The following is a 25512-nucleotide window of genomic DNA, read 5'->3' as shown; positions in this document are numbered from 1 at the left end:
TTTGTCCTTTCACGGAATTCATGACATAATGTGATGGATAGGCTTACATACAGAATGGTAATTGAGACGGAGGGGATTGAAACGAATGGAAACGGCATATGAACGTTTGCTTTTATCGGCTCAAAAGGAAGCTTCAGATAAAGGGGAGACGATTAAGGATACCCCTTACCGGCTCGGATTTCATATTTCTGCACCTGCGAACTGGATTAACGATCCGAACGGATTGATTCAGTTTAAAGGGGAATATCATGTGTTCTACCAGTTCCATCCCTTTTCCGAAAAGTGGGGGCCGATGTATTGGGGCCATGTAAAAAGCAAGGATCTCGTCCATTGGGAGCAGCTTCCGATTGCGCTGGCTCCATTTGAAGACTATGACCGGGATGGCTGTTTTTCCGGGAGTGCTGTGGAACACGATGGGAAGATGGGGCTCATTTATACCGGCAATGTGTGGCTGGATGATCAGCAGCAGGAACTCAAGCAGGTTCAGTGCCTCGCCTGGAGCACTGATGGGGTTAACTTTACAAAGGATTGCAGTAATCCGGTGCTCAGCCGTATTCCAGAGGAAGGTTCAAGCCATTTTCGGGACCCGAAAGTCTGGAAGCATGAGTCATCCTGGTACATGGTTCTTGGCACGAAAAAGAATGAGCTGGGGAAGGTGCTTCTTTATCAGTCTGATGATCTGCAGAACTGGAAGTACGAAGGTGTGCTTGCTGAGAACAAAGAAGAGAACCTTGGATTTATGTGGGAATGCCCTGATTTTTTTGAGCTGGGGGGCAGGCATGTATTGCTGATTTCACCTGAAGGGATGGAACAGGAAGGAACCGAGTATGTCAACCTGAAGCAAACGGGATACTTCACAGGTGAATTCAGCTATGAAACGATGCAATATAAACATGGCCAATTCTTTGAACTGGACAAGGGGCATGATTTCTATGCGGCTCAAACTTTTTTAGACGATACAGGGCGGAGGATCCTAATTGCGTGGATGGATATGTGGGAGCAGGAGATGCCCTCGCAGGAAGACGGCTGGGCAGGAGCATTGACCATCCCGAGGGTTCTCTCTCTCGATAAAGAGGGTAGACTGCTTATGCATCCTGTGGCGGAGCTGGACTCGCTCCGGAAAGAAAAGACTGTATCGGTAAAGGAATATGCGATCGAGAATGAACTGGTAATCGGCTCTGCAGACATGGCCGAGATTGCTGCAGAATTCAGAGTAGATGATCCTGGTGTCCGGGCTTTCGGTGTGAAAGTAAGGTGTGGTGATGGGGAAGAAACCGTTCTGACCATCGTGCCTGATGAATGTAAGCTTGTTTTGGACCGTGAAAATTCAGGGAAGGGACCCGGAGGAGGTTTGCGTGAGGCAAAGCTGTCCCAGGTGAAATCGGTAAGCTTGAGAATTTTCCTGGACCGTTCTTCAATTGAAGTATTCGCTGATGGCGGGGCATGCGTGTTGACTTCCCGGATTTTTCCTTCTTCAGACAGCCTTGGGATTAAGCTGTTTGCTGAGGGGGGCACTGTGAATGTTCAGTCCGCAGAAGTATGGACGCTCGGGGATGCTTACATCAAACGGTAAAAACCGTTTTGCTGCGGCATCTCCGCATGAAAATGAGTGTCAACCGAATATAAAACGAAAATGCACAGCGGTGAGCTGTGCATTTTTTTGCGCTCCTTTTGCGGACTCGCGGTAAATGTGTGAATGAATACCTGATCCATTCGATGTGTTTTCAAAAATATCCAAAAAGAGGCTGGAAAATTTATTCGGTTACCGATATATTATCTTTTGCATTGCTACCCGCTTCAAAGACTGAACTGAGGATGAGATTATGAAACTATTTAAAAGGTTACTTCCTTTTTGCGGCCCTTGTAAGCGGTATTTATATAATCTCGTACTGCCGGCCCTTTTGATGGCCATCGCGGCTCTCGGTCTGGCGAGGCTGATCCAGCAAGCAAGCTTCAGCAGTTCCGCTGCAATATGGCTTGGAACAGCTTCAGCCGCTGCTGCTCTTATCTATTTGTATCATTATCTTATTACGAAACAAACGCAACACACCCGCGCCTTTGCTTCTGAAATGTCAGCCGGATTGAACAAGGAGATATCGGATAAGCTCAGACATCTGTCTGTTCACTGGTATAGCGAACAATCTCGTCAGCAACTAATGAACATATTCAGGAAAGAAACAGTACGGATCCATTGGTTTCTGGAAGATGGGCTCACTGTTTTTATCCGCATTGTAATTTTCGCGATGGCTGGCTTCATTTTTCTTTTTGCCTTTTCTATGCTGGCAGGTTTTGTCTCTCTTTTCTTATACGCACTTAGTGCTTTTGCAGCGGTTACGGCCGCGGCTGCATCCGGAGTGGAGGAGTCGCTGTTTCCGATATGGATGAAGAAACCCTTTAAACAGCGACGGAAACGGTACGCCGGTAAAATGTCCGGCTTGCCGTGGGTTTTGTTTAGTTCAGCTGCTCTGGGGGGCTGTTTGCTGCTTTATTGGACCGGCGAGCTGAATGCCGGCGGCACAGCAGCTTCTATTTTCCTCTTGGTTATTATGTTCCATCCTTTACGGCAGCTGGGACAGGCTGTCCAAACGTTTCTGACCGCGGCAGAGTCGTCAGAGACCATTTTCCGGTTACTGTGTTTCAAGCAGGAAGAAGAGGGGCTTAGAGGCATGGGGGAGCTTATTTTTAAAAATGTTGCTCTTTCATACCCGGCCGAAGAACAGGAAAAATTCGTATCATTCGCTGCCCGTCCAGGGGGTACAGTTGCTGTATTTACGGATAGAGATCAGGATAAAACGGCTATTGCCCATTTAATCAGCGGCTTTTTAAAACCGGAGAGCGGTGAAATAGCAATTGATGGAGAGACAGCGAACGGGCGGTTTTCACCGCAATCAGCTGCAGTAGTATTCGAGGAATCACCTATGATCTGCGGAACGATTAAGGCGAATATCGCTTTTGGGAAGCTGGAGCAGCCGATGAGCACAATCATCCAGGCGGCAAAAACCGCACAAATCCATGATGTGATCATGAACCTGCCGGAGCAGTATAATACAGTGATACATGAAGAACATCCCTTATCCAGAAGTGAGATTCAGCGGATAGCGATCGCGAGGGCGCTTTGTACTGCACCGGGCATCCTAATCCTTGAGAATGCTTTTAGTGAAATTGACAGCCAAACTGCGAAAAAGATTTTTCTAGGTATCGGCGAAATGAGGGCAATCAAAACGGTTATTCTTTTAGTAAACAAAATGGACTTTCTTCATTTCGCTGAAAGAATATACGTACTTGAAGCGGGAGGAAATCTGCTGGCAGTTGAAGAACTGAGAGGAAAAGGGTACACCTTCAGTCTCGTGTGATGCAAAAAAGCATGAATGCGGCATTCATGCTTTTTTGCCGTTTAGAGAGACTAAAAGGGGAGGCTTGCAAGCGGATTCGGTTTCTGAACCCGCTTTCTGGGATAAAAAGCTGGTTTACTTTGCCGCTTTAAATTGTTATAAAGGAAGATGTATTAAAAATTAGGAAATGAGGATCAAGATATGAAACAATCAGAGCAATGGTCTTCAAAGCTTGGGTTTATTCTGGCTTCTGCAGGATCAGCCATAGGCATCGGGGCCATATGGAAGCTTCCCTATGTTGCCGGGACGAGCGGCGGCGGAGCATTTTTTCTTCTGTTTATTTTATTTACAGCAGTGATCGGACTTCCGCTCCTGCTTGGAGAATTTGTTATTGGAAGATCAACTCAAAAAGAAGCGATCAGGGCTTACCAATCACTGGTGCCGGGGACGGCCTGGTCGTATATAGGGTATCTGGGGGTGGCTGCAAGCTTTATCCTGCTATCCTTTTACAGTGTTGTGGGAGGATGGATCCTTCAGTATCTCTACTATGGGATAACCGGTATGCTGTCGGGGTCTGGAGACTTTGGGGCTCTGTTTGAGAACTCTATCGCCAATCCGCTAGGGGCCGCTGGCTCGCAGTTCCTGTTTATGCTTCTCACGATTGTTGTTGTAGCAAAAGGAGTATCAAGCGGAATTGAAAAAGCAAACAAAATCATGATGCCGGCTCTTTTTATTCTCTTTATCCTGATCATCATCAGATCGCTGACACTGGAAAATGCGATGGAAGGTGTGGCGTTTTTCCTTCAGCCGGATTTCTCAAAGCTGAATTCAGAATCTGTTCTGGCCGCAATGGGGCAGGCTTTCTTCTCCCTAAGTGTAGGTGTTTCGGTGATGCTGACGTATGCTTCTTACCTGGATAAAACACAGAATCTTGGGAAGTCGGCCGTGTCTATTGTGATCATGAACATTACCATCTCTCTTTTGGCAGGATTGGCTATTTTTCCTGCTGTGTTCTCAGAGGGAATGAAGCCTGAAGCAGGACCAGGGCTGCTGTTTGTTATCCTGCCGGCTATCTTCGGCCAGATTCCATTCGGCGGAGTGTTCATGCTTCTGTTTTTAGCACTCTTTTTGTTTGCCACTCTCACTTCGGCTTTCTCAATGCTCGAGATTCTTGTGGCATCCATTGCTAAAGGAAAGGTTGAAAAGCGGAAGAAACTCTCTTGGATCGGCGGCTTGCTTATTTTTGCAGCAGGGGTTCCGGCTGCCTTAAGCTTTGGAGTGCTGAGCGATGTCCAGATCTTCGGCAAAAATATTTTTGATGCATCTGATTTTCTTGTCAGCAACATTCTCCTGCCGCTCGGGGCACTGCTTATCGCATTGTTCATTCCATGGAAAATGAACCGCTCGATGTTGAAGGAGGAGCTTGAAAAAGGAGCAGGAAACATATCGGCCTGGTTTGCCCTTTGGGTATTCTCACTGAAATACATCGTGCCTGCAGCGATCATTCTCGTGTTCCTTGATGCATTGAATGTTATTTAGGATATGTCTTAAAATTGATTGCTTTGCGCAGCGGGAGAGTCCTGCTGATTTTAAGCCTTTTCTGTCGGAATACGGATGTTTAAGAATGTTTTACCAATAAAAAAAGCAGGCCGGCGGTTATTGCCGCTGGCCTGCTTTTTTAAATTAAGAGTTTTTCTTCAGGAGCTCTACAGCCTGCTTTGGCACATAAAACTTGCCATTGCTGTCCACGATGACGCTGTTTAATTCATATGTTTTTCCTTTGATCACCATTTCGTCCTTGTCAGCTTTCAGGACGGCTTCGGTGCGGCCTCTTTTTACAATCAGCTTCGTTTCATTGGCATTGCTTCTGTCCATTTTAACCGTTGCTCCGATTTGTTTAAACGCTTTGGAAGCATCCATAAACAGCTCGTCTGTCAGCTTGTCCAGGCTGAATCCCATGCCCTTTGCCATAGCTTCAGCGACTTCTGTATTATCGATCATGCCGTACGGCTTTTTAGGTCCATAAGAGTAAAGGAATACATCTTCCCCTGTGTGCCCGCCGGTAGTAAAGCCGAGGTTAGCGCGGTTTGCAAGAAGCTTAGGTAAAAGTACACCGGCTTCTGCTTTTGTCTTCGCAGCGGCCATTTTTGCTTTCTCGTCGCTGCTTGGATCCGTAATTCCGTAAAGAGCGGCTGCTTCTTCCATATTGGACAGATCATCTTTAAGTACCCCAGTTACCCCTTCAAGCGTCATTTTTGCTTTTTTAAGAGGGTCTATGTAGGCGGAAACTGGTGTCGTGTCATAATTTTTATTCGTGTTCTGATTACCGATTGTCAGTCCGCTGTTCCCATGGTCTGTCAAAGCGATGACCATTGTGTTGCCGTCTTTTTTAGCGTAATTAAGCGCTTTTTGAACAGCATTGTCAAATGCGAGAACATCACTGATCATCCCGATTGGATCATTCGCATGTGCAGCCCAGTCCGGCTTGCTGCCTTCTACAAACAGGAAGAAACCGTCTTTATCTTTAGAAAGAGTCTGAAGGGATTTGCTTGTCATCTCTTCAAGGGTTGGCTGGTCTGGATTTGTGGTCTGGCGGTCCATATCATAAGCAAGTGCTTTGTTTGAAAAAGATCCCCAGATTTTTTCAGATCTGGACTTCATCAAATCTGCTTTCGTTTCTACAAAGTCATAATTTTCTTTTTCCAATTCGGAGATGAGGTTCTCCCCATCTTTTCTTGTGCCGCCATTTGATTCAGGAAGCAGGGCGCTCTTTCCTCCGCCGAGTACAACCTCCATATCCTGATACACTTGCTGTTCTGCGATTACACTAAAATTATTGCGGTTTCCGTGGTGGGAAGAGAAGGCAGCCGGCGTGGCGTGCTGAATTTCGGAGGTGGCTACGATTCCGGTAGCCCTCCCGCTGAGTTCTGCTCCTTCAAGCACGTTGGCGACAGGACGGAATGCATCCTTTTCTTTCACTTTTTGGGCACCGGGAGAGTTTACTAGAGAAGGCAGAACCCCTACATAGCCTGAATTGGATTTGTTGCCGGTTGCCAGAGCAGTTCCGGCAGGAGCGGAATCGGTGATCGCTGATTCGGAAGAGAAGGTCCGTACTCCGCCTGTAGCAATTTCATCCATTGCCAGTGGTTTTCCTTTATACCAGCGGGCAAGAGTCGTGGCAGATGAGCTCGCGCCGTCCATGACCAGCATGATGACATTCATTGGCTTCTCAGGTTTTTTTGCACGGACCTCCTGCTTAGTGAATCCATCCGCAGCAGCGAAAGCACTGAGTGCAAGTGAGCTGGCTAACGTGAGTCCTAACACTTTCTTTGTGCCTTTTTTCATCATTTCTCCTCCAAAAATTCAATTTTTCTACAAATTCATTCTATTATACTAGTGAGTAGCGAATATTAATAAAAAGTAAAAAAACTGTAAATGAAAGAAAATGGTTAATAATACCTATGTAAATTAGAAACGTTAAGCCGATAAAAGATTTTATTTTTAGCCTAAACAAAAAATGCCCGGAATGCGTTTCGCATTCCGGACATCTTAAGATTTAATGAAGCGGCATTTCATCCAGACTGGCCTCTGGAAGAAGCACTTCATTTTTATCAGGGTACACCCGCTCAATGTGCTGTTCTCCCCATGCACACAATGAATCAAGAATCTCTTTCAGGGACCAGCCGTACTCGGTGAGGGAGTACTCGACTTTGGGAGGAACCTGATTGTAAACTTTTCTCATAATGACCCCATCTTCCTCAAGTTCACGGAGCTGCTGGGTCAGCATTTTTTGAGTGATACCCGGCATGAGCCGTTTGAGCTCGCCTGTTCTTCTCGTAGACTTGATAAGGTGGCAGAGGATCACAACCTTCCACTTGCCTCCGATCACCTCAAGGGCCGCTTCTACAGGAATATTGTATTTTTTAATAGCCATACACCGCCTAAATAATCTCTTTTCGTATTATACGCTTAGTATAAGATTTTCATCCGGAAAAGACTATACCGTACTTTTTGGTGCCTATGCAAGAAATAGGGCTTTTAGGCATTTTTTCTACCATTCCAATCACAGAAAAAAACCCGGACAGCTTTTTCAGCGTTCCGGGTTCTGCATAGAGACTTAATCATTTGAAAACATGGAAGTCCGGTGATGGTAGCGGATCCCGAATATGAGTCCGATAGCCATCATGCTTCCCATAAGAGAGCTTCCCCCATAGCTGATGAACGGGAGCGGGATTCCTGTGATCGGTACGATTCCCACTGTCATTCCAGCATTCTGAAGAACGTGGAACACGAACATGCTGATTACACCAGCACAAATGTAGCTGTTGAATGGTTCGGTCGTTTCCATCGCTACCTTGATCAAATGATAAATCAAAAGAAAAAACAAACTGATGACAATGCTTGTGCCGATGAATCCAAACTGTTCACCAATCACAGAAAAGATGAAATCTGTATGGCTTTCCGGGATACGCACATCGCTGTTTCCAAGCCCTTTTCCAAAAATCTGGCCTGAGCCGATGGCTTTCATTGAATTTAACAGATGGAAGCCTTCTTTTGAACTGTATTGTTCCGGGCTGATCCAGGAATAGATTCTCCCGAATTGATATTCCCTGATCCCCGTCAGCTTTCGAATAAGCTCCTGCTGCTGAAGAACGAGGTACAAAAGAGTGATTCCGACCAGAGCGATGGAAGAATAAACAATGGTGATAATCTTCCATGAAATGCCTGACACTAAAATCATACCGGCTGTAATCGCGATAAGGACTAAAGAGGTTCCTAAATCCTGCCGCATGATCAATAAAAGAGGCAAAGCGAGACAGGCACCGATTTTAATAAGGAGTAAAAAGTCGCTCCCGGTGGTTTTTATCTGAGTATTTTGATGATGCTTTATAATGAGGCTGCTTATGGCGAGAATAAGAAAAGTTTTCATGAATTCTGACGGCTGAAGATTAAAAACTTTCAAGTCAAACCAGCTCTTGGCCCCATTTTTTACCGGTGCAATCGATTCCGGAGCTACCATTAGGAGCAGCAGCAGGAATATACCAAAACCGTATAAATACCAGGTTAATCTCTGCAACTGCTCTGAATCAAAGAACATAACGACCGCAACGATTACAATCCCGATTATATAGTTGATCAACTGCTTGAACACGAAAGAGGCGGGGTCTGTAGCATATTGGCTACTAGTCAGTCCTGCTCCATATATTGCGATCATACTCGTGCAAAACAGCAAAAACAGCAAAAAGGCCAGCTGGTAATCAAATTGCTGATTCAGCGAATTTTTATCTCTCTCCATATACTCACCAACTTACAATAGTTTCCGCTGGAAGCTAGCTCCCGCGCATTAAAACACTAATTATCATCCTACCATAATCCTTTTCATTTTTGTGAGGAAAATAATCTTCTGCTATATTAGACGGACTGAAAGGCAAGAATGTTACCGAGAGGGATGTAACAAAGGTTATACCTAAGCAGGGGAAAAATCGAAATGTTCCCTGCCGCGTTGAATCCAATAACAGCAATCATCTCTGAACACAGCAGTAAGCGGTACAGGTGTGCCATGGCCGTTTAGGATGAGCGCTTCATCTCTTACAAATCATTGACATGCTTTTTTCACGGGTCTACACTTGAGTTAATTTAGGGATAATGTGATAAAATAGATAAGCGCAAGCTTGCCGCAGCAAGCATTAGATTGAGGAGGAACACCTGTGCCTGACAAGTCAGCCAAAAAGAAAAATCACCCTGTGCTGGAATGGATCATAGCCATTGCAGTAGCCGTACTTTTAGCTTTTTCCATCCGCATGTTTATTTTCGAACCGTACGTAGTGGACGGGGATTCGATGGATCCGACGCTGCAGAACTCCGAAAAGCTTTTTGTCAACAAAATCATTCATTACATAGGAAAGTTTGACCGCGGAGATATCGTCATCATAAACGGGGAAGACAATAAAGAGCATTATGTGAAACGGATCATCGGCCTCCCCGGTGACACAGTTGAAGTAACGAATGATGTGCTGTATGTGAATGGAAAAGAAACGAAAGAGCCGTACCTCGATGAAAGAAAAAGAGAAGCGGAAGAGTCAGGATTTCAGCTGACCAATGACTTTGAAGAGGTAAAAGTTCCTGCAGGAAAATATTTTGTGATGGGGGACAACCGTCAGGTCAGCATGGACAGCCGGACCGGGCTCGGGTTGATCGAAACAGACCGGGTGATCGGGAAATCAGAATTTGTCATGCTTCCTTTAAATAAAATAAGAGCAACAAATTAAGCAAAAGCGGTTCTCAAAAATGAGAGCCTCTTTTTTTGCGTCTAACCAATTTGTAACTTTATGGAATGGAACTGCGTCTGTAAAAAAAAAAGAATAGGTGGGGATTGCATGAGACGATGGGGGATTGCCTTTATTGCTTGTCTGCTGCTGCTTACAGGCTGTTTGAACAAGGACGATGCAAAAGATTCTTCAGGAGAGGAAGAACAAAGCCCGGCAGGAGAAGAATTAGCCAGTCTTTCCAAGGCCGATCAGGAAATGAAGGAGCCGGCAGATCCGGCGGTCCCGGCAGCTTCATCACGCAAAATCATTTACAGAGCAGACTTGGACGTACGGGTCAGGGATTTTGAAGCAGCTCTGTCTCAAATTGAGCAGGAGACAAAACGTGCAGGTGGCTACATGGTCAACATCATCTCGTCAGATGCAGCAGAAAAAGGGGAAAGAGAAGGGACGATAACTGTCCGGGTCCCGCAGGCAAAGTTCAGTGCGTTTCTAAACACAATGGAAAAAGGCACATTTGAACTGCAAAGCAGGGAGGTAGCAGGGCAGGATGTAACAGAGGAGTATGTAGACCTGGAATCGAGATTGAAGGCAAAAGAAGCTGTTGAAACGCGCCTGCTTTCTTTTATGAAGGATTCACAAAAAACGTCTGACCTCCTTGCAATCTCAAAGGATCTTGCCGGAGTGCAGGAGGAAATTGAACAGTTAAAAGGGAGGCGGAATTACCTTCAAAATCAAACAGATTTCGCTGCAATCACCATAACGCTGTCTGAATCGGGAGTGATGGTACCGCATGCGGATGGCGGCACCTGGGAGAAAACCCAGCAGCAATTCATCACAAGTTTAAACAGCCTGCTTGCCGCGGGTTCAAGTATATTCATCTTTATTGCCGGCAATCTTCCGCTTTGGCTTGTCCTGGGCGCGATCGCCTGGGGAGTCTATGCTTTTTGGAAAAAAAGAAGAGCTGCAGCGGCTGAAGAGTAGGGTTTTCCTTCTGTCTATAACCCTCCAATTCATGATATAATGGAGAAGATGCTATTAATTGGAGGATTCAGTCTATGATTACAGTAAACAATGTCGGCTTGCGCTACGGCGACCGCAAGCTATTTGAAGATGTTAACATAAAGTTCACGCCGGGAAACTGTTATGGTTTGATTGGAGCGAACGGTGCAGGGAAATCCACTTTCCTGAAAATTCTTTCCGGTGAAATTGAAGCGCAGAACGGTGATGTGCACATGGGACCGGGGGAACGCCTCGCTGTCCTTAAGCAGAACCATTTCGAGTATGAAGAGCATGAAGTACTGAAGGTTGTCATTATGGGTCATGAGCGCCTGTATAAGGTTATGCAGGAAAAGGACGCGATCTATATGAAAGCGGACTTTACAGACGAAGACGGAATGAAGGCTGCAGAGCTTGAAGGGGAATTTGCTGAACTGAACGGCTGGGAAGCTGAGAGTGAAGCGGCTATCTTGCTGAAAGGACTTGGCATCTCCGAGGACCTTCATACGAAAACGATGGCTGAACTGACGGGCGGAGATAAGGTGAAGGTCCTCCTGGCCCAGGCGCTTTTCGGAAAACCGGATGTCCTTCTTCTGGATGAGCCGACAAACCACCTTGACCTGAAGGCGATCAACTGGCTGGAAGAATTCCTGATCAACTTTGAAAATACCGTCATTGTCGTGTCCCATGACCGTCACTTCCTCAATAAAGTATGTACGCATATTGCGGATCTTGACTTCGGGAAAATCCAGGTTTATGTAGGGAACTATGATTTCTGGTATGAATCAAGCCAGCTTGCACAGAGAATGGCTTCTGATGCCAATAAGAAAAAAGAAGAAAAAATCAAAGAGCTTCAGGCGTTCATTGCCCGTTTCAGCGCAAATGCTTCTAAATCGAAGCAGGCTACTTCCCGTAAGAAGCTTCTTGATAAAATTTCTCTAGACGATATTCGTCCTTCTTCAAGAAAATACCCATACGTTCATTTCACGCCTGAGCGCGAGATCGGAAACGACCTATTGCGCGTTGAAGGAATCACAAAATCGATCGACGGTGTAAAAGTGCTGGATAACGTCAGCTTCATCATGAACAAAGATGATAAGATTGCCTTCACCGGCGGTGATGAAGTAGCGAAAACGACACTTTTCAAAATTCTAATGGGCGAAATGGAAGCGGACAGCGGCACGTTCAAATGGGGTGTAACGACTTCCCAATCGTATTTCCCTAAGGATAACAATGAGTATTTTGATAACAAAGAGCTCAATCTCGTTGACTGGCTCAGACAGTATTCCCCGAATGACCAGAGCGAAAGCTTCCTGCGCGGATTCCTTGGAAGAATGCTGTTCTCCGGTGAAGAAGTGCTGAAAAAGTCAACCGTGCTTTCCGGAGGGGAAAAAGTGCGCTGCATGCTTTCCAAGATGATGCTAAGCGGATCGAACGTTCTCATCATGGATGAACCGACGAACCACTTGGACCTTGAATCCATCACCGCACTGAACAATGGAATGATCAACTTTAAGGGTTCAATGCTGTTTGCGTCCCACGATCATCAGTTCGTTCAGACGATTGCCAACCGGATCATCGAGCTGACGCCTAATGGAATGGTCGATAAACAAATGTCTTATGATGAGTTTCTTGAAAATAAAGAAGTACAGAAGCAGCTGCAGGAAATGTACGCTTCCTGATTATAGAAAAAGGAGAAAGGGACTACTGCCCTTTCTCCTTTTTGTGTTTTTCAAAAAGATCTCTGCCGGTTTTGCCAAAATAGGAGACAAGAATAGACAGGACTGTATAAACCGATACCCAAATAACGAACGAATCATTAAAAACGGTAATAGTCAGGATGAGAAGAGCAGCAAGACAGATGACCGGCATCACCCAGACTTTTCTCACCAGCCAGGAACCTGCAAGTGAAAGCAGCATTACGGCAAACGGGATGATAAAAAGAACAATTGCGTATTCCATGAACCTACTCCTTTCCGCTTATCTGATTATAGTAGAGAACTCAGAAAGCTGAAAGTTTTTTTTCGAGCTTAAGGGGGAAGGTAACAGGTGGAAAGGGTGAAGAACATGAATGAAAAAATGAAAGCAGCAGGACTGTACAAACATTTGCCGATTGATCAAAAAGAAAGCCTGATCGACCAGGAAACGGACATCCCGGCTCCGGGAGAACGTGATCTTCTTGTGAAAATGAAAGCAGTCTCTGTAAACCCCGTAGACACGAAGCTCAGAAGCAAGGGAGAAGAAGAAGAGAACTTGAAGATTCTGGGCTGGGATGCCGCGGGCATTGTTGAAAAAACAGGAGCTGCCGTTACCGGTTTTAAACCCGGGGATGAAGTATACTATTCCGGGTCTGTTTCGAGGCAGGGAACGAATAGTGAATATCATCTTGTAGATGAACGGATTGCAGCAGAAAAGCCGAAGAATCTTTCTTTTGAAGAGGCAGCTGCGATGCCGTTAACGTCTCTGACTGCATGGGAAGGTCTGTTTGAACGGCTTGGAATCAGCGAATGCCCTGAAGACAACGACGGAAAAGCAATCCTGCTAATCGGAGCAGCCGGAGGTGTCGGGTCAATCGCTTTGCAGCTTGCAAAACGGGCCGGATTGAAAGTGGTCGGCACAGCCTCCCGCGAGGAAACGGAACAATGGGCAAGGAAGAACGGGGCAGACGACATCATCACCCACTATGAACCGTTCAAAAAGCAGCTCGAAGAAATCGGAGTAAAAAACCTGGATTATATCTTTTGCCTGAACAGTACCGATCAGCATTGGGAAGCAATGATCGAAGCCATCGCACCTCAGGGAAAAATCTGCTCCATCGTGGAAACAAAGGAGCCGCAGGACATCAGTCTCCTTCAGCAGAAAAGCGTCACATTCGTGATGGAGTTTATGTTCACGAAAGCCCTGTTCGGGACGGAAGATATGGAGAGCCAGGGAGAGATCCTCAGGAAAATGGCACATCTCTTTGAAAAAGGGGAACTCCATTCCACCTTGACTGAGACCATTCGGCCATTTAACGCAGAATCTCTTAAAAAAGCACATCAAAAGCTTGAATCAGGAAAAACCATCGGTAAAATTGTCGTCTCCGGTTTTGGGGAGTAAAGGGAAGCGCGCTGTGGAAACAGCGCGCTTATTTTTTTCTGGGTGCTGGAGTCTGAAGACAGAAGACCGCTCTTGGCTGGAGACGAATAACCGTGTTCCGGCTGTAAAACGAGAAACAAATTTCCGGATGGAGACCGAAGAACCAAGTTCCGGTCTCAGGAGCCGTTATATTCGCAGAAACCGCTCTTTTTTCTTTGGATCGGTCCTGATAGCCGCTATTTGAGGAAAAACCGGTGGAAAACCTGCTTATGGACGTAAATAGCGTCCTTTGAGACCGAAAAAGCGGAAAAAGGTGCGTTATGCACAAAATAGCGTCTCTGGAGACCGAAGAACGTGGTTCCGGTCTCAGGAGCCGTTATATTCGCAGAAACCGCTCTTTTTTCTTTGGTTCGGTCCTGAGAGCCTCTATTTTAGGAAAAATCGGTGGAAACTCTGCTTATGGACGTAAATAGCGTCCTTTGAGACCGAAAAAGCGGAAAAAGGTGCGTTATGCACAAAATAGCGTCTCTGGAGACCGAAGAACCAAGTTCCGGTCTCAGGAGCCGTTATATTCGCAGAAACCGCTCTTTTTTCTTTGGTTCGATCCTGAGAGCCGCTATTTCAGGAAAAACCGGTGAAAAACAAGCGTGCGGGAGAAAATAGCGTCCTCTGAGACCGAAAACCGAAAAACAGGCCGTTTTGCACAAAATAGCGTCCCTGGGGACCGAAAAGCCGGGTTCCGGTCTCAGGAGCCGTTATAAATCCCCAGAAACCGCTCCTATCAACACCCGCCTGTCCTCAAGAGCCGCCAAATCCAATCATCCGCCCATAAAAAAAGCCGGCATCAACAAGTGCCGGCTTCCTGCTTATTCTTTCATCCATTGATCGGTCAGTTCGCGGTTATCTTCCACCCATTTCTTGGCACCGCGTTCCGGGTAGTAGCCATCTTCTGAATCGGCGGCTTCATTGACATATTTAATCAAATCAGACATTTGATCGTCTGTCAGTTCCCATTTGTCCATCCATTCAATCACCTCAGGGTGCTCTTTGGCGAATCCTTTACGGGTCATGTACTGGATGTTGTCCGGTTTTCCGTAGGAGCCTTTTGTATCCTCGAGATATTTGAGGTCAAGGTCGGAGAAGATCCAGTGGGGGCTCCAGAGGGTTACAGCGATCGGTTCTTTGTTCTCGTAGGCTTTTTTCAGTTCTACTAGCATAGCTGCCTCTGACGATTCGACAATCGTATAATCCAGCTTGTAGTCCTGTTTCATTTTGTCTGTCAGCTGCATCAGACTTGAACCGGGGTCAATACCAAAGATTTTGCCGGCAAACTGATCTTTTTGTGCAGAGAGGTCATCGATCGTATTCACATCTTTAACGTAAGACGGTACGGCAAGTCCGAGCTTTGTGCCTTTATACCACTTGTCGTGAAGGTCGACATCGTTTTTATACTTATCGTAAAAAGGCTTGTCTGTGATCGGCAGCCATACATTGCCCTGGATATCGATGTCTCCTCTGGCTACTCCGGTCCAGTTAGCAGCTTTGTCGAGCTCCATCATTTCTACATCGTATCCTTTTTCCTCAAGCAGCACTTTCCAGAGGTAGGCAGTGGATATGTTATCAATCCAGTTAATCATGCCGATTTTAATTTTCTTGTCCGTGTTTCCCAGCGGATTGCTGCAGGAAGTCAGTACAAGTGCAGTCAGTAATGTTAGGATGACAGCTGATTTCATTTTATTCAATATGTATGATCTCCCTTCTTTCTTATAGTAGCCGTAATTTTATTCCCTGCTTTTAACTTGATAAAACTTATTTTTATTAAAAATTTATGTGAATATGTTTACAAAGCAGGAGCAGGGGTATAGAAAAGATAGCTCCTCCTCCTACATAGACCCTTCATTACTTTTTCCCGAAAGTATGAATCTTAGCAGGACTTCTCACAAACAATAGCACTAGAAAGAGGTGGACTTATGGAGAATGTTAAAATTAAAGCTGAAAATGTCAGCAAAATCTTCGGTAAAAACCCCCAAAGAGGCATTGAACTCCTTAAAAAAGGAAAAACAAAATCAGAAATACTGAAGGAAGCCGGATTAACAGTAGGGGTAAAAGAGGCGTCCTTTGAAGTACATAGCGGAGAAATCTTCGTCATCATGGGACTGTCGGGAAGCGGGAAATCGACGCTTGTGCGGATGTTCAACAGGCTGATCGATCCAACAGCCGGCTCTCTTATGATCGATGGAAAAGATTTGGTGAAGATGAAGAGTGAGGAGCTTCGGGAAGTCAGAAGGAAAAAGATGAGCATGGTGTTCCAGAAATTCGCACTGTTTCCGCACCGCAACGTGCTGGAAAACGCTGCTTACGGGTTAGAAGTGCAGGGGATTTCCAAGCAGGAGAGAGAAGGGAAAGCGCAGCATGCTCTGGAGCTTGTAGGGTTGAAGGGCTATGAAAAGAGTTATCCTGGCGAGCTGAGCGGAGGAATGCAGCAGCGTGTCGGATTGGCAAGGGCACTGGCAAATGATCCGGATATTTTATTGATGGATGAGGCATTCAGTGCACTTGATCCGCTTATCCGGAAAGATATGCAGGACGAATTGATCGAGCTGCAGGAGAAAATGAAAAAAACGATCATCTTTATTACCCATGATCTGGATGAGGCATTGCGGATCGGGGATAGAATCGCATTGATGAAAGACGGAGAAATCGTTCAGATCGGCACCCCTGAGGACATTATGACGAACCCGGCCAATGATTATGTTGAGCGGTTTGTCGAGGATGTCAATCTGGCAAAAGTGCTGACAGCAGAATCAGTCTTGTCGCGTGCTGAAACCATTCAGATCGACCGCGGTCCGCGAGTAGCGCTGAAGCTGATGAGGGATGCGGGCATGTCGAGCATCTATGCGACGGACAAGCGGAAATCCTACATGGGTCTTGTTACAGCGGATGATGTATCGATGGCTGTAAGAACGGATCAGCCTATTTCGTCCATACTGAGAACGGATGTACCTACTGTAAAACTTGATACACTGATCGAAGAAATGTATGAGAAGATGGCGGATACCCGCTACCCTCTGCCGGTTCTGGATGAAGAGAACCGTTTACGCGGAGTGGTCAAAAGAGAGAGTGTCATTCAGGCGCTGGCTGGGAAAGAGGTGAAAACCGTTGAATATTCCTAAGCTGCCGATCGGAAAATATGTAGATCTGTTTGTTGAATTTTTGAACGACAGGCTGCTCGGATTTTTCAACTGGATCGGAAATGTCATCGAGACGTTCAATGATGTTCTCGTCAGTCTGATGTTGTTTATTCCTTCGTTATTATTTGCAGTAATTGTTGCTGGAATTGCTTATTGGACGAGCAGAAAATGGGGACTTACCATCTTCACGCTCATCGGCCTGCTGCTGATTATCAACCTCGGTTACTGGGAGCAGACGATCGATACACTTGCACTTGTTCTGACTGCCGTTATTATTTCCATTATTCTTGGAATACCGCTTGGAATCTGGTCTTCCCAGAGTGACCGGGCTTCCGGGATTATCTCACCGGTACTTGATTTTATGCAGACGATGCCAGCCTTCGTCTATCTGATTCCATCGATTCTGTTTTTCGGGATCGGAGTAGTGCCGGGAATCATTGCTTCTGTTATTTTTGCCATGCCTCCAACGATCAGGCTGACCAATCTTGGAATCCGCCAGGTGCCGGAGGATCTTGTTGAAGCATCCAATGCGTTTGGTTCCACTACCTCTCAAAAGCTGTTTAAGGTTCAGCTTCCGCTCGCAATGGGAACGATTATGGCGGGAATCAATCAAAGTATCATGCTCGCTCTTTCCATGGTCGTCATCGCTTCTCTTGTAGGGGCTCCCGGACTTGGTGTTGAAGTATACCGGGCTGTTCAGCGGATCGAAGTGGGTCTTGGTTTTGAATCCGGGCTGGCTATCGTAATTCTCGCAATCATTCTCGATCGCATCACCCAAAATTTAAAACCCGGCAAAAAGGGATAACCTGAAGTTAAAAATAGAAGAAACCGGCCTGCATATAGATGCGGCCGGTTTTTTTGTTATTGAGTGATCGCGTCCATCTGCGAGCGGATCCAGTCATGATCCAGATTTTCTCCGATAAACACGAGAATCGGCTTCCTCTTAACAGGCTCTTTCATATAAAGAGGCATTCCATAGGAATACTGCACAGAGAAAAATCCTTCTGACTGTGAGAAAACAAGGTATCCTTTAATCCGGTAGATGGTTTCAGGCATATCCTTTAAAAACTGTTCAAATCCCTCCAGGCTGACGATGCCGTCAAAATGGTGTACATATGTCTTCAGATGCAGCTGGCTGTTTACGTCTGCTTTTTGGATGGCGCCTTTTGGCGAAGCGGTCAGTTTGCGCAGATCCTCAAGCTTTACCTGGGAATGCTCAGTCATCAGCAATGTACCGCTTTGCTGGATGGCTTGAATTTGCTGAATTGCCGCTGCTTTTTCGCTTTCGGACATGAGGTCGGTTTTATTCAGAAGAATAAGATCAGCGTGCTTGATCTGTTCGATCAGCAGCCTTCTGACAGGAATGCTCAGCCGCTCCTGATGATGCCATGCAGGCCCGTCCACGAGGGAAATAATGCCCCTGATCCTCAAGCGTTCTGCAAACAGCGGGGAGAGACAGGAATCCAGTACCTCCACGGGGTGGGCAGCGCCTGTTGTTTCAATATAGATGACATCCAGTTCATTTTCCGTTAAAAGACCGTGAAGCTGTGCTTCAAACTGTCCCTGCATTGTACAGCAGACACAGCCGTTTAACAGCTCTCTGAGCGGGATATCTTCAGATACCGCATCACTGTCGATGGACTCTTTTCCAAGCTCATTCATAACAACGGCTATTTTCCGGCCTGCTGCTTTCTCTTCCAAAAGGAGGTTTTTTAACAGAGTTGTTTTCCCTGCTCCTAAAAAGCCTCCCAGTATCCATACTTCTGTTTTCTTCATGCCGTTCTCCATTTCTGTCTGTTTTCCTCATATTACTGAACCGGCAGCTGCAGCGTCAATAAAAAAAGGCGGAAATACCGCGAAAACAGCCGGTTCAATAACGGGTGTTTTCGATTATAGTATAAATAGAATGAACGGATAAGAGAGGAATCAGCTATGAAAATAGACTTCCATGTACATGCAAAACTCGGGAAAAAAGTGCCGTTCTCCCTTAAGGATTTTTTAAAGCTGATGGAGGAAGCGAAATGGAACGGACTGGATGCCATCGCTTTGACCGAGCACTTCAATGCCCGTGATTTTATTAAAATCTACCAGACTCTGGATCGTCATTATCCTTATCAAAGCACCTATTATGATGTTGCGGGAATAAAGGTGTTTCCTGGAATGGAGGTTGATATTGCCGAAGGGGGACATATTCTTCTGATTGGCTCGCGGTCGGATATCATCAGAATGACGAAAAGGCTCGAAACTCATAAAAACAAAGAAACCTATATTCCGTTTGACCAGCTCATGTCTTACCATGGGATGGAGGAGATGCTGAAAATTGGGGCGCATCCTTTCAGAGAGAAGAATCCTTTAACCCGACTGACAGAAGAGCAGCTTGCCAGACTTGATGCATTCGAATGGAATGCAAAGGATGTTCAGAAGTACGGCGCAGGACATTGGCCGAAGATCGAAAAAATGGCCTCTTCCTTTAAAAAGCCGATAACTGCAGGCAGCGACACCCATCATTACAGCCAGATTGGAGCGATTTACAATCGGTTTGAAGGGTCATTCACGACGGTTAAACAACTAAAAGGAAAACTGAACCGGCAGGAATTTGAGATTCGCCGTTCTCCGCTGCTGCCTCTGAAGGTACAGGCTGCCAGGGCACTCAAAAAGAAGTACAGGGACTACCGCTAAAGGGTAAAGAGCATGACCAGCTCTTTGCCGGGATACATAACTTGGTTTGTTTAGCGGCGGCCTGCCTAAAAACAAAACAAAAGGAGCGCATGTAATGCACTCCTCCCGTCCTGCATATTTTTAAATCAAAATGCCCAGTCTCCGTTCCTGAAGACCGGTTCCCGTGTTCCATCTTCCAGGATTCCGTCAATATCCATAGACTGGGATCCGATCATAAAGTCAACGTGGGTGATGGAGCTGTTCACTCCATGCTCAGCAAGCTGATCCCTGTTCATTTTCTTGCCGCCCTGTATATTAAACGCGTATCCGCTCCCGATTGCGAGATGATTGGATGCATTCTCATCAAAAAGGGTGTTGTAAAAAAGGACACCGGACTTTGAGATGGGGGAATCGTACGGGACAAGGGCCACCTCGCCCAAGTACTGTGCGCCTTCATCCGCTTCAATCAGAGTCTTAAGGATTTCTTCGCCTGTCTCTGCCTCTGCTTTGACAATCTTCCCGTTTTCAAAGGTAAGCTTGAACCTGTCAATGAGATTGCCGCCATAGCTTAGAGGCTTCGTGCTGGAGACGACTCCGTTAACGCCTGTTTTCACCGGAACCGTGAAAACTTCCTCTGTCGGCATGTTCGCCATGAATGGTGTGCCCTTTTCGTTTTCGCTTCCGGCGCCGACCCATTGATGCTTCTCATGAAGGTCAATGGTCAAATCGGTTCCTTCTGCCGTATAGTGAAGAGATTTATATTTTTTGCTGTTTAAGTAATCTACTTTCTGGTGCAGGGAAGCATTATGCTCTTTCCAGGCCTGTACAGGATCTTCCTCATAAACGCGGACTGCTTTAAAAATCGCATCCCATAGCTTCGCAACCGCTTCTTCTTCATCTGCCTCCGGGAATACCTTAAGCGCCCAGTCTTTCGAAGGGGCTGCGATCACGCACCAGCTCATCTTGTCGGACTGGACATACTGGCGGTACCGGTCAAGTGCCTTTCCGGCAGCCTTATTTGCCGCGGCAATCCTTTTTGAATCCACGCCTTTCAGCAAATCCGGATTTGAAGATACAATGCTCATAAAGGCGGCATTGTTTTCTGCCAGCTCTTCCCGCTCTTTTGCCCGGTGCATCGGATATTCAGTAAAGACCTCATCCGGAGCCTTCTCATATTTCAGCCTGGATATCGTATCATCCATCCAATCTACCGTTACGTTTCTTGCTCCCGCTTCATATGCCTTTTTGGCTACTTCGCGGGTGAAATCCGCTGTATCAATCGCTGCATATATAACCAGCTGCTGTCCCTTTTGGATGTTGACGCCGACCTTGACAGCCAGTTCTGCGTATTTTTCTAAATTATTCTGGAAGTTAGACATGGTAATGCCCCCTTATTTGGTTTTCTCCATTATTTTAGCAGACTTATCAAAATGTTCAAAAGAAATCCTTGAAAGCCCATCAGCCGAACGGATTGCTTTATGAATGGGAGGGGAAAGAGTTACAATAAAAGCAGACTAGTGCAAGAGGTGGATAGGACTTGAATTTTTTAGAGAGCCAGTTTATCCGGACAAAAGAAGAAGAAGATTTATACCGTAAAGCCATAAAGTTTTCAAAAAAGTTTGGCAGCCGCGCAGAAGAGCATGACCGCAACGCTTCATTTCCTTTTGAGAACTTTGCTGAATTAAAGGAAGAAGGTTTTCTGTCCCTGACCATTCCCGAATCCCTTGAAGGAAAGGGGATTTCGCTTTATACGTTCATCCTTCTGCAGGAAAAGCTTGCGCAGGGAGACCCTGCAACCGCGCTGTCTCTTGGCTGGCATCTTGGTTTTTTGCTCAGCCTGCGTGAAACGGGCAAGTGGAGTCCCGCTCTATATGAGAAAATCGCCAAAGAAGTCACAGCTGAAGGAAAACTCATCAACAGCGCGGCGAGCGAGGCGAAAACGGGAAGCCCGGCCCGCGGCGGAAAGCCGGAAACGGCAGCGGTAAGAGAGGGGACACAGTGGAGGATTACAGGGAGAAAAATTTTTGCTTCTCTCGCTCCCATCCTTGATTACTTCATCGTGACAGCCACTATAGAAAATACAGGAGAGGTGGGCGAATTTCTTGTTCCTAGAGAAGCGGAAGGCTTAAAGATAGAAGAGACATGGGATACACTCGGTATGCGCGGAACGAGAAGCGACGATCTGATTCTGGATCATGTTCTGCTTGATGATGCTGCTTTAGTGGGGAGCCGCAGCAAGCCAGGAAAGCCGATGTCCCAGGGCTGGCTTCTTCATATCCCGGCGTGTTACCTCGGAATAGCGATCGCTGCCCGGAACGAAGCGGTGAACTATGCAAGGAACTATCAGCCGAACAGCCTGCCCCACCCAATCATGGAAGTGCCTGAGGTCCGGCGCAAAACAGCTGAAATGGATCTGAAGCTATTAACAGCAAGACAGCTGATGTATTCGACCGCTGAAAGGTGGGACCGGTATCCGGACCTTCGTCCAGCGCTTCAGGCCGAGCTTGCCGCTGCCAAGTATACAGCCACAAACCATGCCATCGAAGTTGTTGATCTGGCAATGAGAATAGCCGGCGGACAAAGTTTGTTACGCAGCAAGCCGCTGGAACGGTTTTACCGGGATGTCAGAGCGGGTCTTCACAATCCGCCTTCCGATGATATTACGGTCAAACTGATGGCAGACCGTGCTTTTTCGGAAGAAGAGGTTCCAGAATAAGAGGTTTTCGTGTAACGTAGTACATGATGTTATTTGATGGAGGGTACACATATGACGGCATATATGATGGGTGTAGATATCGGAACGACAAGTACCAAGGCCGTTCTTTTCGACGAAAAGGGAACTGTCCTTTCTAAACACAATGCAGGCTATCCTTTGTACACGGATGCTCCGGGAGAAGCGGAACAGGATCCGGAAGAGATTTATCTGGCAGCTGTGGAAGCGATTCAGAAGACGATGGCTGCAGCCCGTGTTTCAGGTGAACAGATCCGGTTTGTCAGCTTCAGTTCAGCGATGCACAGCCTGATTGCGGTGGACAGCAGCGGCAGGCCGCTGACGAGAAGCATCACCTGGGCCGATCAGAGAAGTGAAGCCTGGACGAAAAAGCTGAAGCAGGATTGGAATGGACATGACATTTATTTAAGAACCGGAACTCCTGTTCATCCGATGTCCCCGCTCTCTAAAATTATCTGGCTGCGGGAAGAAAAACCGGAGATTTTTAATAAGACCGATAAGTTTATTTCGATAAAAGAATATCTTTTCTTTAAACTGTTCGGAGAATACATAATGGATCATTCGATTGCGTCTGCCACCGGGCTGTTCAATCTGAAAAATCTGGATTGGGACAGGGAAGCGCTGGAGGTGGCAGGGATCACAGCTGACCAGCTGCCGAAACTCGTTCCGACTACGCACCAGATAAGGGGCATCAGTGCTGAAACAGCCAAACAGACCGGGCTGTCTGAAGACACTCTGTTTATAGCAGGTGCAAGTGATGGGGTACTCTCTAATCTGGGCGTGAACGCAATTGAACCTGGAGTAGTCGCCCTGACCATCGGCACAAGCGGGGCGATACGGGCGGTTACTGACCGGCCTGTTACCGATCCGAAGGGCCGGATTTTCTGTTATGCCCTTACAGAAAATCATTGGGTGATCGGCGGGCCGGTAAACAATGGGGGAATGGTTTTTCAATGGCTGAAAGATGAAGTCTTCCATTCTGATGCGAAACAGGCAGAAGAGCTTGGGGAGGATGCCTTCAGCTATTTGACAGACATTGCAGCCGGCATCAGCCCGGGTGCAGAGGGACTTGTTTTCCACCCGTATCTGGCCGGGGAAAGAGCTCCACTTTGGAATGCACATGCCAGAGGGGCTTTTTTCGGCCTCGGGCTCCATCACAGCAAAGACCATATGATCCGCGCAGTGCTGGAAGGAATCAATTTCAACCTGTATACGGTTCTTCTGGCGCTGAAAGAGCTGATCGGCATACCGGAGAAAATCCATGCTACCGGCGGGTTCGCGCAGTCGGAATTCTGGCGCCAAATGCTGGCAGATGTGCTCGATCAGGAGATTCTTATTCCGGAAAGCTATGAAAGCTCATGTCTGGGGGCTGTGATTCTTGGAATGTATGCGATAGGAGATATCGAATCGCTTTCAGAAGCTGACCGGTTTGTCAGCTCCAACATCCGCCATCTCCCGGATAAAGCAGCTTCAGAAGTATATCAGGAAATGATTCCGATTTACATCCGTCTTTCCCGATTGTATGAAAAGGAATTTGAGGAAATTGCTGCCTTTCAGGCCAAACACGGCAAAAAGGAACTCCCGGAAAGCACAACATAAGCTTGAACCTGTTTAAAAAAATTTCTGCTTGAAGCATGGGAAAAACACAGACCCCCGGAATCTGCATTCCGGGGGTTTTTAATGAGCTTGCTTGGTTGTCCCGCTTCAGCCGGAAATTATCTGGTGGCTCTGGACAGCTCTGACCTCTTCCCACTCTTTTCTCAAAATGCCCATCTCATAGATGCTCCAGAAAGAATCCTTCATCTTCCGGCAGTCCCTGATATGGCCCTCCTGCTGAAAGCCTGCTTTTCTGTAGCAGGCAATGGCCTCTTCGTTAAAGACAAACACACCGAGAGAAACACGGTGCATATTCAGTTCCAGAAAGGCGAATTTAAGCACTTCGCTCACGAGCGCAGAGCCATATCCTTTCCCTCTGAGGGCCGGGTTGACCATCACTTTGCTGATCCGGCAGGATTCATTTTTTAAATCGATGCCGGAAAGGCAAATATGCCCTGCTGCTGTTCCATCCTTTTCTTCCACTGCCTTAAAAACCCGCTGGTCGGCAGCATGTACATACCCCTCGATCTGCTCAAACGTCAGAGGATAAATAAATCCCGGACCTCCCCATTGCATGAGAAATTCCCCGGAAGGGATCCAGTCCATGAGTTCTGCTGCGTCCCCCATAGTAAATGGTTCTAAACGAATCATATAGAATCCTCCAATCATTTTTATAGAGATATTCGGCATATAAAATGGAAATCCTTTAGAAATTGCTTTTATTTTTGAAGGAAAACCCCTATGATTAGAGAATCCATTAAGCTATTGAGGTGAAAGAAATGATAGATATCCAGGCTTATTATGACATTGATTTTTTTAAAAAAGCAGCATTGCCGTTTCTTGAAATGAGAGAAGCAGAGAATAATCTGGCGCTCGGGATTCTGCTCGACAAGCAGTCATCCAGCCTGCAGCCTGTACATATGAGCATCATCCGGAAGGATGGAAGCATCATCGCGGTCCTCCTGCAGACTCACCCAAAGCAGGTGATAGTTTCTGCGCTTCCCGATCTGGAAGAAGAGGATCTTTTCATTGCCGGAAAAAGAATCGCCCAGATTTACCGATCCGTTCCCGGACTGATCGGAGAAAAGAGAACAGCAGAGGCCCTCGCAGGACGGATCGCTTCCTTGACGGGGAGGAAGCCCCGTGTCGTCATGGAACAGAGGCTGCATCTTTTATCGCGGGTTGAACCTTCTTCCGCTCCTGTGAACGGGACACTCGTTCAGCTGACTGCAGAACACAGGGCGCTGGTCAGTCAATGGGTATATGATTTCTGCACGGAAGCGGAAGAAACGGCAACCATGTTTGAAGCAGATGAAAAAGCAGACGAAATGATCCGGAAAAAAAGTTTATTCGGCTGGAAGGCAGAAGGAGAAATTGTGTCAATGGCCAACCGTGCAAGACCGACTGCAACAAATGTCATGGTCAATTACGTATACACGCCTCCGGTGCACAGGAAGAAAGGCTATGCCACCCAATGTGTAACTGCGCTTACCGAAAGCCTGCTTGCAGAAGGGTATAAAACGACCAGTCTTTTTACGGATCTGTCAAATCCAACGTCCAACAAAATCTATAAAGAAATTGGCTATAAACCCATCGAGGATGGAGTTAAGGTTCAATTTTTAGAAATTCCGAAAAAACCGGCGAAATAATGCCGGTTTTTC

At 46.6% G+C, this 25512-nt stretch carries 21 protein-coding genes; 13 read left to right on the top strand and 8 right to left on the bottom strand.

Going from position 1 to position 25512, the window contains the following annotated elements; genetic code table 11:
• Positions 1 to 76 precede the first annotated feature (76 nt).
• From GKZ89_RS06635 to GKZ89_RS06625, 3 genes are all read left to right on the top strand, one after another.
• The gene (locus GKZ89_RS06635; RefSeq protein WP_430696861.1) at positions 77 to 1573 is read left to right on the top strand and encodes a glycoside hydrolase family 32 protein; all 1497 of its coding nucleotides are present in this window, start codon (positions 77 to 79) and stop codon (positions 1571 to 1573) included.
• A 250-nt stretch (positions 1574 to 1823) separates the two neighbouring features.
• Positions 1824 to 3353, top strand: a complete 1530-nt coding sequence (locus GKZ89_RS06630) for an ATP-binding cassette domain-containing protein (protein ID WP_155111615.1) — start codon at positions 1824 to 1826, stop codon at positions 3351 to 3353.
• A gap of 180 nt (positions 3354 to 3533) precedes the next feature.
• Positions 3534 to 4871, top strand: coding sequence for a sodium-dependent transporter (locus tag GKZ89_RS06625; RefSeq protein ID WP_155111614.1), 1338 nt, complete (start codon positions 3534 to 3536; stop codon positions 4869 to 4871).
• A gap of 144 nt (positions 4872 to 5015) precedes the next feature.
• Here GKZ89_RS06625 and GKZ89_RS06620 read toward each other — a convergent pair whose 3' ends face one another.
• From GKZ89_RS06620 to GKZ89_RS06605, 3 genes are all read right to left on the bottom strand, one after another.
• Positions 5016 to 6677, bottom strand: coding sequence for an alkaline phosphatase (locus GKZ89_RS06620; protein WP_155111613.1), 1662 nt, complete (start codon positions 6675 to 6677; stop codon positions 5016 to 5018).
• 211 nt (positions 6678 to 6888) lie between these two features.
• Positions 6889 to 7260, bottom strand: coding sequence for a winged helix-turn-helix transcriptional regulator (locus GKZ89_RS06615; RefSeq protein ID WP_338324902.1), 372 nt, complete (start codon positions 7258 to 7260; stop codon positions 6889 to 6891).
• 189 nt (positions 7261 to 7449) lie between these two features.
• A complete protein-coding gene (locus GKZ89_RS06605; RefSeq protein ID WP_155111611.1) occupies positions 7450 to 8628 on the bottom strand; it encodes an FtsW/RodA/SpoVE family cell cycle protein in 1179 nt (392 codons plus the stop codon).
• Positions 8629 to 9040: 412 nt separating this feature from the next.
• Here GKZ89_RS06605 and lepB point away from each other — a divergent pair, with 412 nt between their 5' ends.
• From lepB to GKZ89_RS06590, 3 genes are all read left to right on the top strand, one after another.
• A complete protein-coding gene (gene lepB, locus GKZ89_RS06600; RefSeq protein ID WP_162356549.1) occupies positions 9041 to 9601 on the top strand; it encodes a signal peptidase I in 561 nt (186 codons plus the stop codon).
• 108 nt (positions 9602 to 9709) lie between these two features.
• Positions 9710 to 10582, top strand: a complete 873-nt coding sequence (locus GKZ89_RS06595; protein WP_162356547.1) for a DUF4349 domain-containing protein — start codon at positions 9710 to 9712, stop codon at positions 10580 to 10582.
• Positions 10583 to 10656: 74 nt separating this feature from the next.
• Positions 10657 to 12279, top strand: a complete 1623-nt coding sequence (locus GKZ89_RS06590) for an ABC-F family ATP-binding cassette domain-containing protein (protein WP_155111609.1) — start codon at positions 10657 to 10659, stop codon at positions 12277 to 12279.
• 22 nt (positions 12280 to 12301) lie between these two features.
• Here the strand turns inward: GKZ89_RS06590 and GKZ89_RS06585 are convergent, their stop codons facing one another.
• Entirely contained in the window at positions 12302 to 12559 is a 258-nt protein-coding gene (locus tag GKZ89_RS06585) for a DUF2651 family protein (RefSeq protein ID WP_155111608.1), read from the bottom strand.
• Positions 12560 to 12676: 117 nt separating this feature from the next.
• On the opposite strand from GKZ89_RS06585, the gene GKZ89_RS06580 reads away from it, so the two are divergent.
• The gene (locus tag GKZ89_RS06580) at positions 12677 to 13696 is read left to right on the top strand and encodes a zinc-binding alcohol dehydrogenase family protein (protein WP_155111722.1); all 1020 of its coding nucleotides are present in this window, start codon (positions 12677 to 12679) and stop codon (positions 13694 to 13696) included.
• Between the two features lie 845 nt (positions 13697 to 14541).
• On the opposite strand, the gene GKZ89_RS06575 is transcribed toward GKZ89_RS06580, so the two are convergent.
• The gene (locus GKZ89_RS06575; RefSeq protein ID WP_430696855.1) at positions 14542 to 15417 is read right to left on the bottom strand and encodes a glycine betaine ABC transporter substrate-binding protein; all 876 of its coding nucleotides are present in this window, start codon (positions 15415 to 15417) and stop codon (positions 14542 to 14544) included.
• 228 nt (positions 15418 to 15645) lie between these two features.
• Here GKZ89_RS06575 and GKZ89_RS06570 point away from each other — a divergent pair, with 228 nt between their 5' ends.
• Positions 15646 to 16848: a quaternary amine ABC transporter ATP-binding protein gene (locus GKZ89_RS06570; RefSeq protein ID WP_155111607.1), complete on the top strand. Its 1203-nt coding sequence runs from the start codon at positions 15646 to 15648 to the stop codon at positions 16846 to 16848.
• Complete coding sequence (locus GKZ89_RS06565; protein ID WP_155111606.1) at positions 16835 to 17671, top strand: ABC transporter permease; 837 nt, start codon at positions 16835 to 16837, stop codon at positions 17669 to 17671. Before GKZ89_RS06570 ends, GKZ89_RS06565 begins: the two co-directional genes overlap by 14 nt.
• A gap of 56 nt (positions 17672 to 17727) precedes the next feature.
• Here GKZ89_RS06565 and GKZ89_RS06560 read toward each other — a convergent pair whose 3' ends face one another.
• The gene (locus tag GKZ89_RS06560; protein ID WP_155111605.1) at positions 17728 to 18642 is read right to left on the bottom strand and encodes a CobW family GTP-binding protein; all 915 of its coding nucleotides are present in this window, start codon (positions 18640 to 18642) and stop codon (positions 17728 to 17730) included.
• A gap of 156 nt (positions 18643 to 18798) precedes the next feature.
• On the opposite strand from GKZ89_RS06560, the gene GKZ89_RS06555 reads away from it, so the two are divergent.
• On the top strand, positions 18799 to 19545 hold the full coding sequence (locus GKZ89_RS06555; RefSeq protein ID WP_155111604.1) for a PHP domain-containing protein: 747 nt from the start codon (positions 18799 to 18801) through the stop codon (positions 19543 to 19545).
• Between the two features lie 125 nt (positions 19546 to 19670).
• On the opposite strand, the gene GKZ89_RS06550 is transcribed toward GKZ89_RS06555, so the two are convergent.
• Positions 19671 to 20903, bottom strand: coding sequence for an aminopeptidase (locus GKZ89_RS06550; protein ID WP_155111603.1), 1233 nt, complete (start codon positions 20901 to 20903; stop codon positions 19671 to 19673).
• 158 nt (positions 20904 to 21061) lie between these two features.
• On the opposite strand from GKZ89_RS06550, the gene GKZ89_RS06545 reads away from it, so the two are divergent.
• Positions 21062 to 22240, top strand: a complete 1179-nt coding sequence (locus tag GKZ89_RS06545) for an acyl-CoA dehydrogenase family protein (RefSeq protein WP_155111602.1) — start codon at positions 21062 to 21064, stop codon at positions 22238 to 22240.
• Positions 22241 to 22291: 51 nt separating this feature from the next.
• Entirely contained in the window at positions 22292 to 23854 is a 1563-nt protein-coding gene (gene gntK / locus GKZ89_RS06540; protein ID WP_155111601.1) for a gluconokinase, read from the top strand.
• Positions 23855 to 23959: 105 nt separating this feature from the next.
• Here gntK and GKZ89_RS06535 read toward each other — a convergent pair whose 3' ends face one another.
• Positions 23960 to 24502, bottom strand: coding sequence for a GNAT family N-acetyltransferase (locus GKZ89_RS06535; RefSeq protein WP_155111600.1), 543 nt, complete (start codon positions 24500 to 24502; stop codon positions 23960 to 23962).
• Positions 24503 to 24630: 128 nt separating this feature from the next.
• On the opposite strand from GKZ89_RS06535, the gene GKZ89_RS06530 reads away from it, so the two are divergent.
• Positions 24631 to 25500, top strand: coding sequence for a GNAT family N-acetyltransferase (locus tag GKZ89_RS06530; RefSeq protein ID WP_155111599.1), 870 nt, complete (start codon positions 24631 to 24633; stop codon positions 25498 to 25500).
• The last annotated feature ends 12 nt before the right edge of the window (positions 25501 to 25512 follow it).

Source organism: Metabacillus mangrovi (assembly GCF_009711125.1).
GTDB lineage: Bacteria > Bacillota > Bacilli > Bacillales > Bacillaceae > Metabacillus_B > Metabacillus_B mangrovi.
This window is presented reverse-complemented; position numbering and strand designations above follow the sequence as displayed.

Excerpts from the sequence above, each read along its gene's own strand:
- GKZ89_RS06560 (WP_155111605.1), bottom strand. The coding sequence starts at position 18,642 with ATGAAGAAAACAGAAGTATGGATACTGGGAGGCTTTTTAGGAGCAGGG.
- GKZ89_RS06595 (WP_162356547.1), top strand. The coding sequence starts at position 9,710 with ATGAGACGATGGGGGATTGCCTTTATTGCTTGTCTGCTGCTGCTTACA.
- GKZ89_RS06620 (WP_155111613.1), bottom strand. The coding sequence starts at position 6,677 with ATGAAAAAAGGCACAAAGAAAGTGTTAGGACTCACGTTAGCCAGCTCA.
- GKZ89_RS06555 (WP_155111604.1), top strand. The coding sequence starts at position 18,799 with ATGAAAATAGACTTCCATGTACATGCAAAACTCGGGAAAAAAGTGCCG.
- GKZ89_RS06625 (WP_155111614.1), top strand. The coding sequence starts at position 3,534 with ATGAAACAATCAGAGCAATGGTCTTCAAAGCTTGGGTTTATTCTGGCT.
- GKZ89_RS06630 (WP_155111615.1), top strand. The coding sequence starts at position 1,824 with ATGAAACTATTTAAAAGGTTACTTCCTTTTTGCGGCCCTTGTAAGCGG.
- GKZ89_RS06550 (WP_155111603.1), bottom strand. The coding sequence starts at position 20,903 with ATGTCTAACTTCCAGAATAATTTAGAAAAATACGCAGAACTGGCTGTC.
- GKZ89_RS06585 (WP_155111608.1), bottom strand. The coding sequence starts at position 12,559 with ATGGAATACGCAATTGTTCTTTTTATCATCCCGTTTGCCGTAATGCTG.
- GKZ89_RS06580 (WP_155111722.1), top strand. The coding sequence starts at position 12,677 with ATGAAAGCAGCAGGACTGTACAAACATTTGCCGATTGATCAAAAAGAA.
- GKZ89_RS06530 (WP_155111599.1), top strand. The coding sequence starts at position 24,631 with ATGATAGATATCCAGGCTTATTATGACATTGATTTTTTTAAAAAAGCA.
- GKZ89_RS06605 (WP_155111611.1), bottom strand. The coding sequence starts at position 8,628 with ATGGAGAGAGATAAAAATTCGCTGAATCAGCAATTTGATTACCAGCTG.
- GKZ89_RS06570 (WP_155111607.1), top strand. The coding sequence starts at position 15,646 with ATGGAGAATGTTAAAATTAAAGCTGAAAATGTCAGCAAAATCTTCGGT.
- gntK (WP_155111601.1), top strand. The coding sequence starts at position 22,292 with ATGACGGCATATATGATGGGTGTAGATATCGGAACGACAAGTACCAAG.
- GKZ89_RS06535 (WP_155111600.1), bottom strand. The coding sequence starts at position 24,502 with ATGATTCGTTTAGAACCATTTACTATGGGGGACGCAGCAGAACTCATG.
- GKZ89_RS06590 (WP_155111609.1), top strand. The coding sequence starts at position 10,657 with ATGATTACAGTAAACAATGTCGGCTTGCGCTACGGCGACCGCAAGCTA.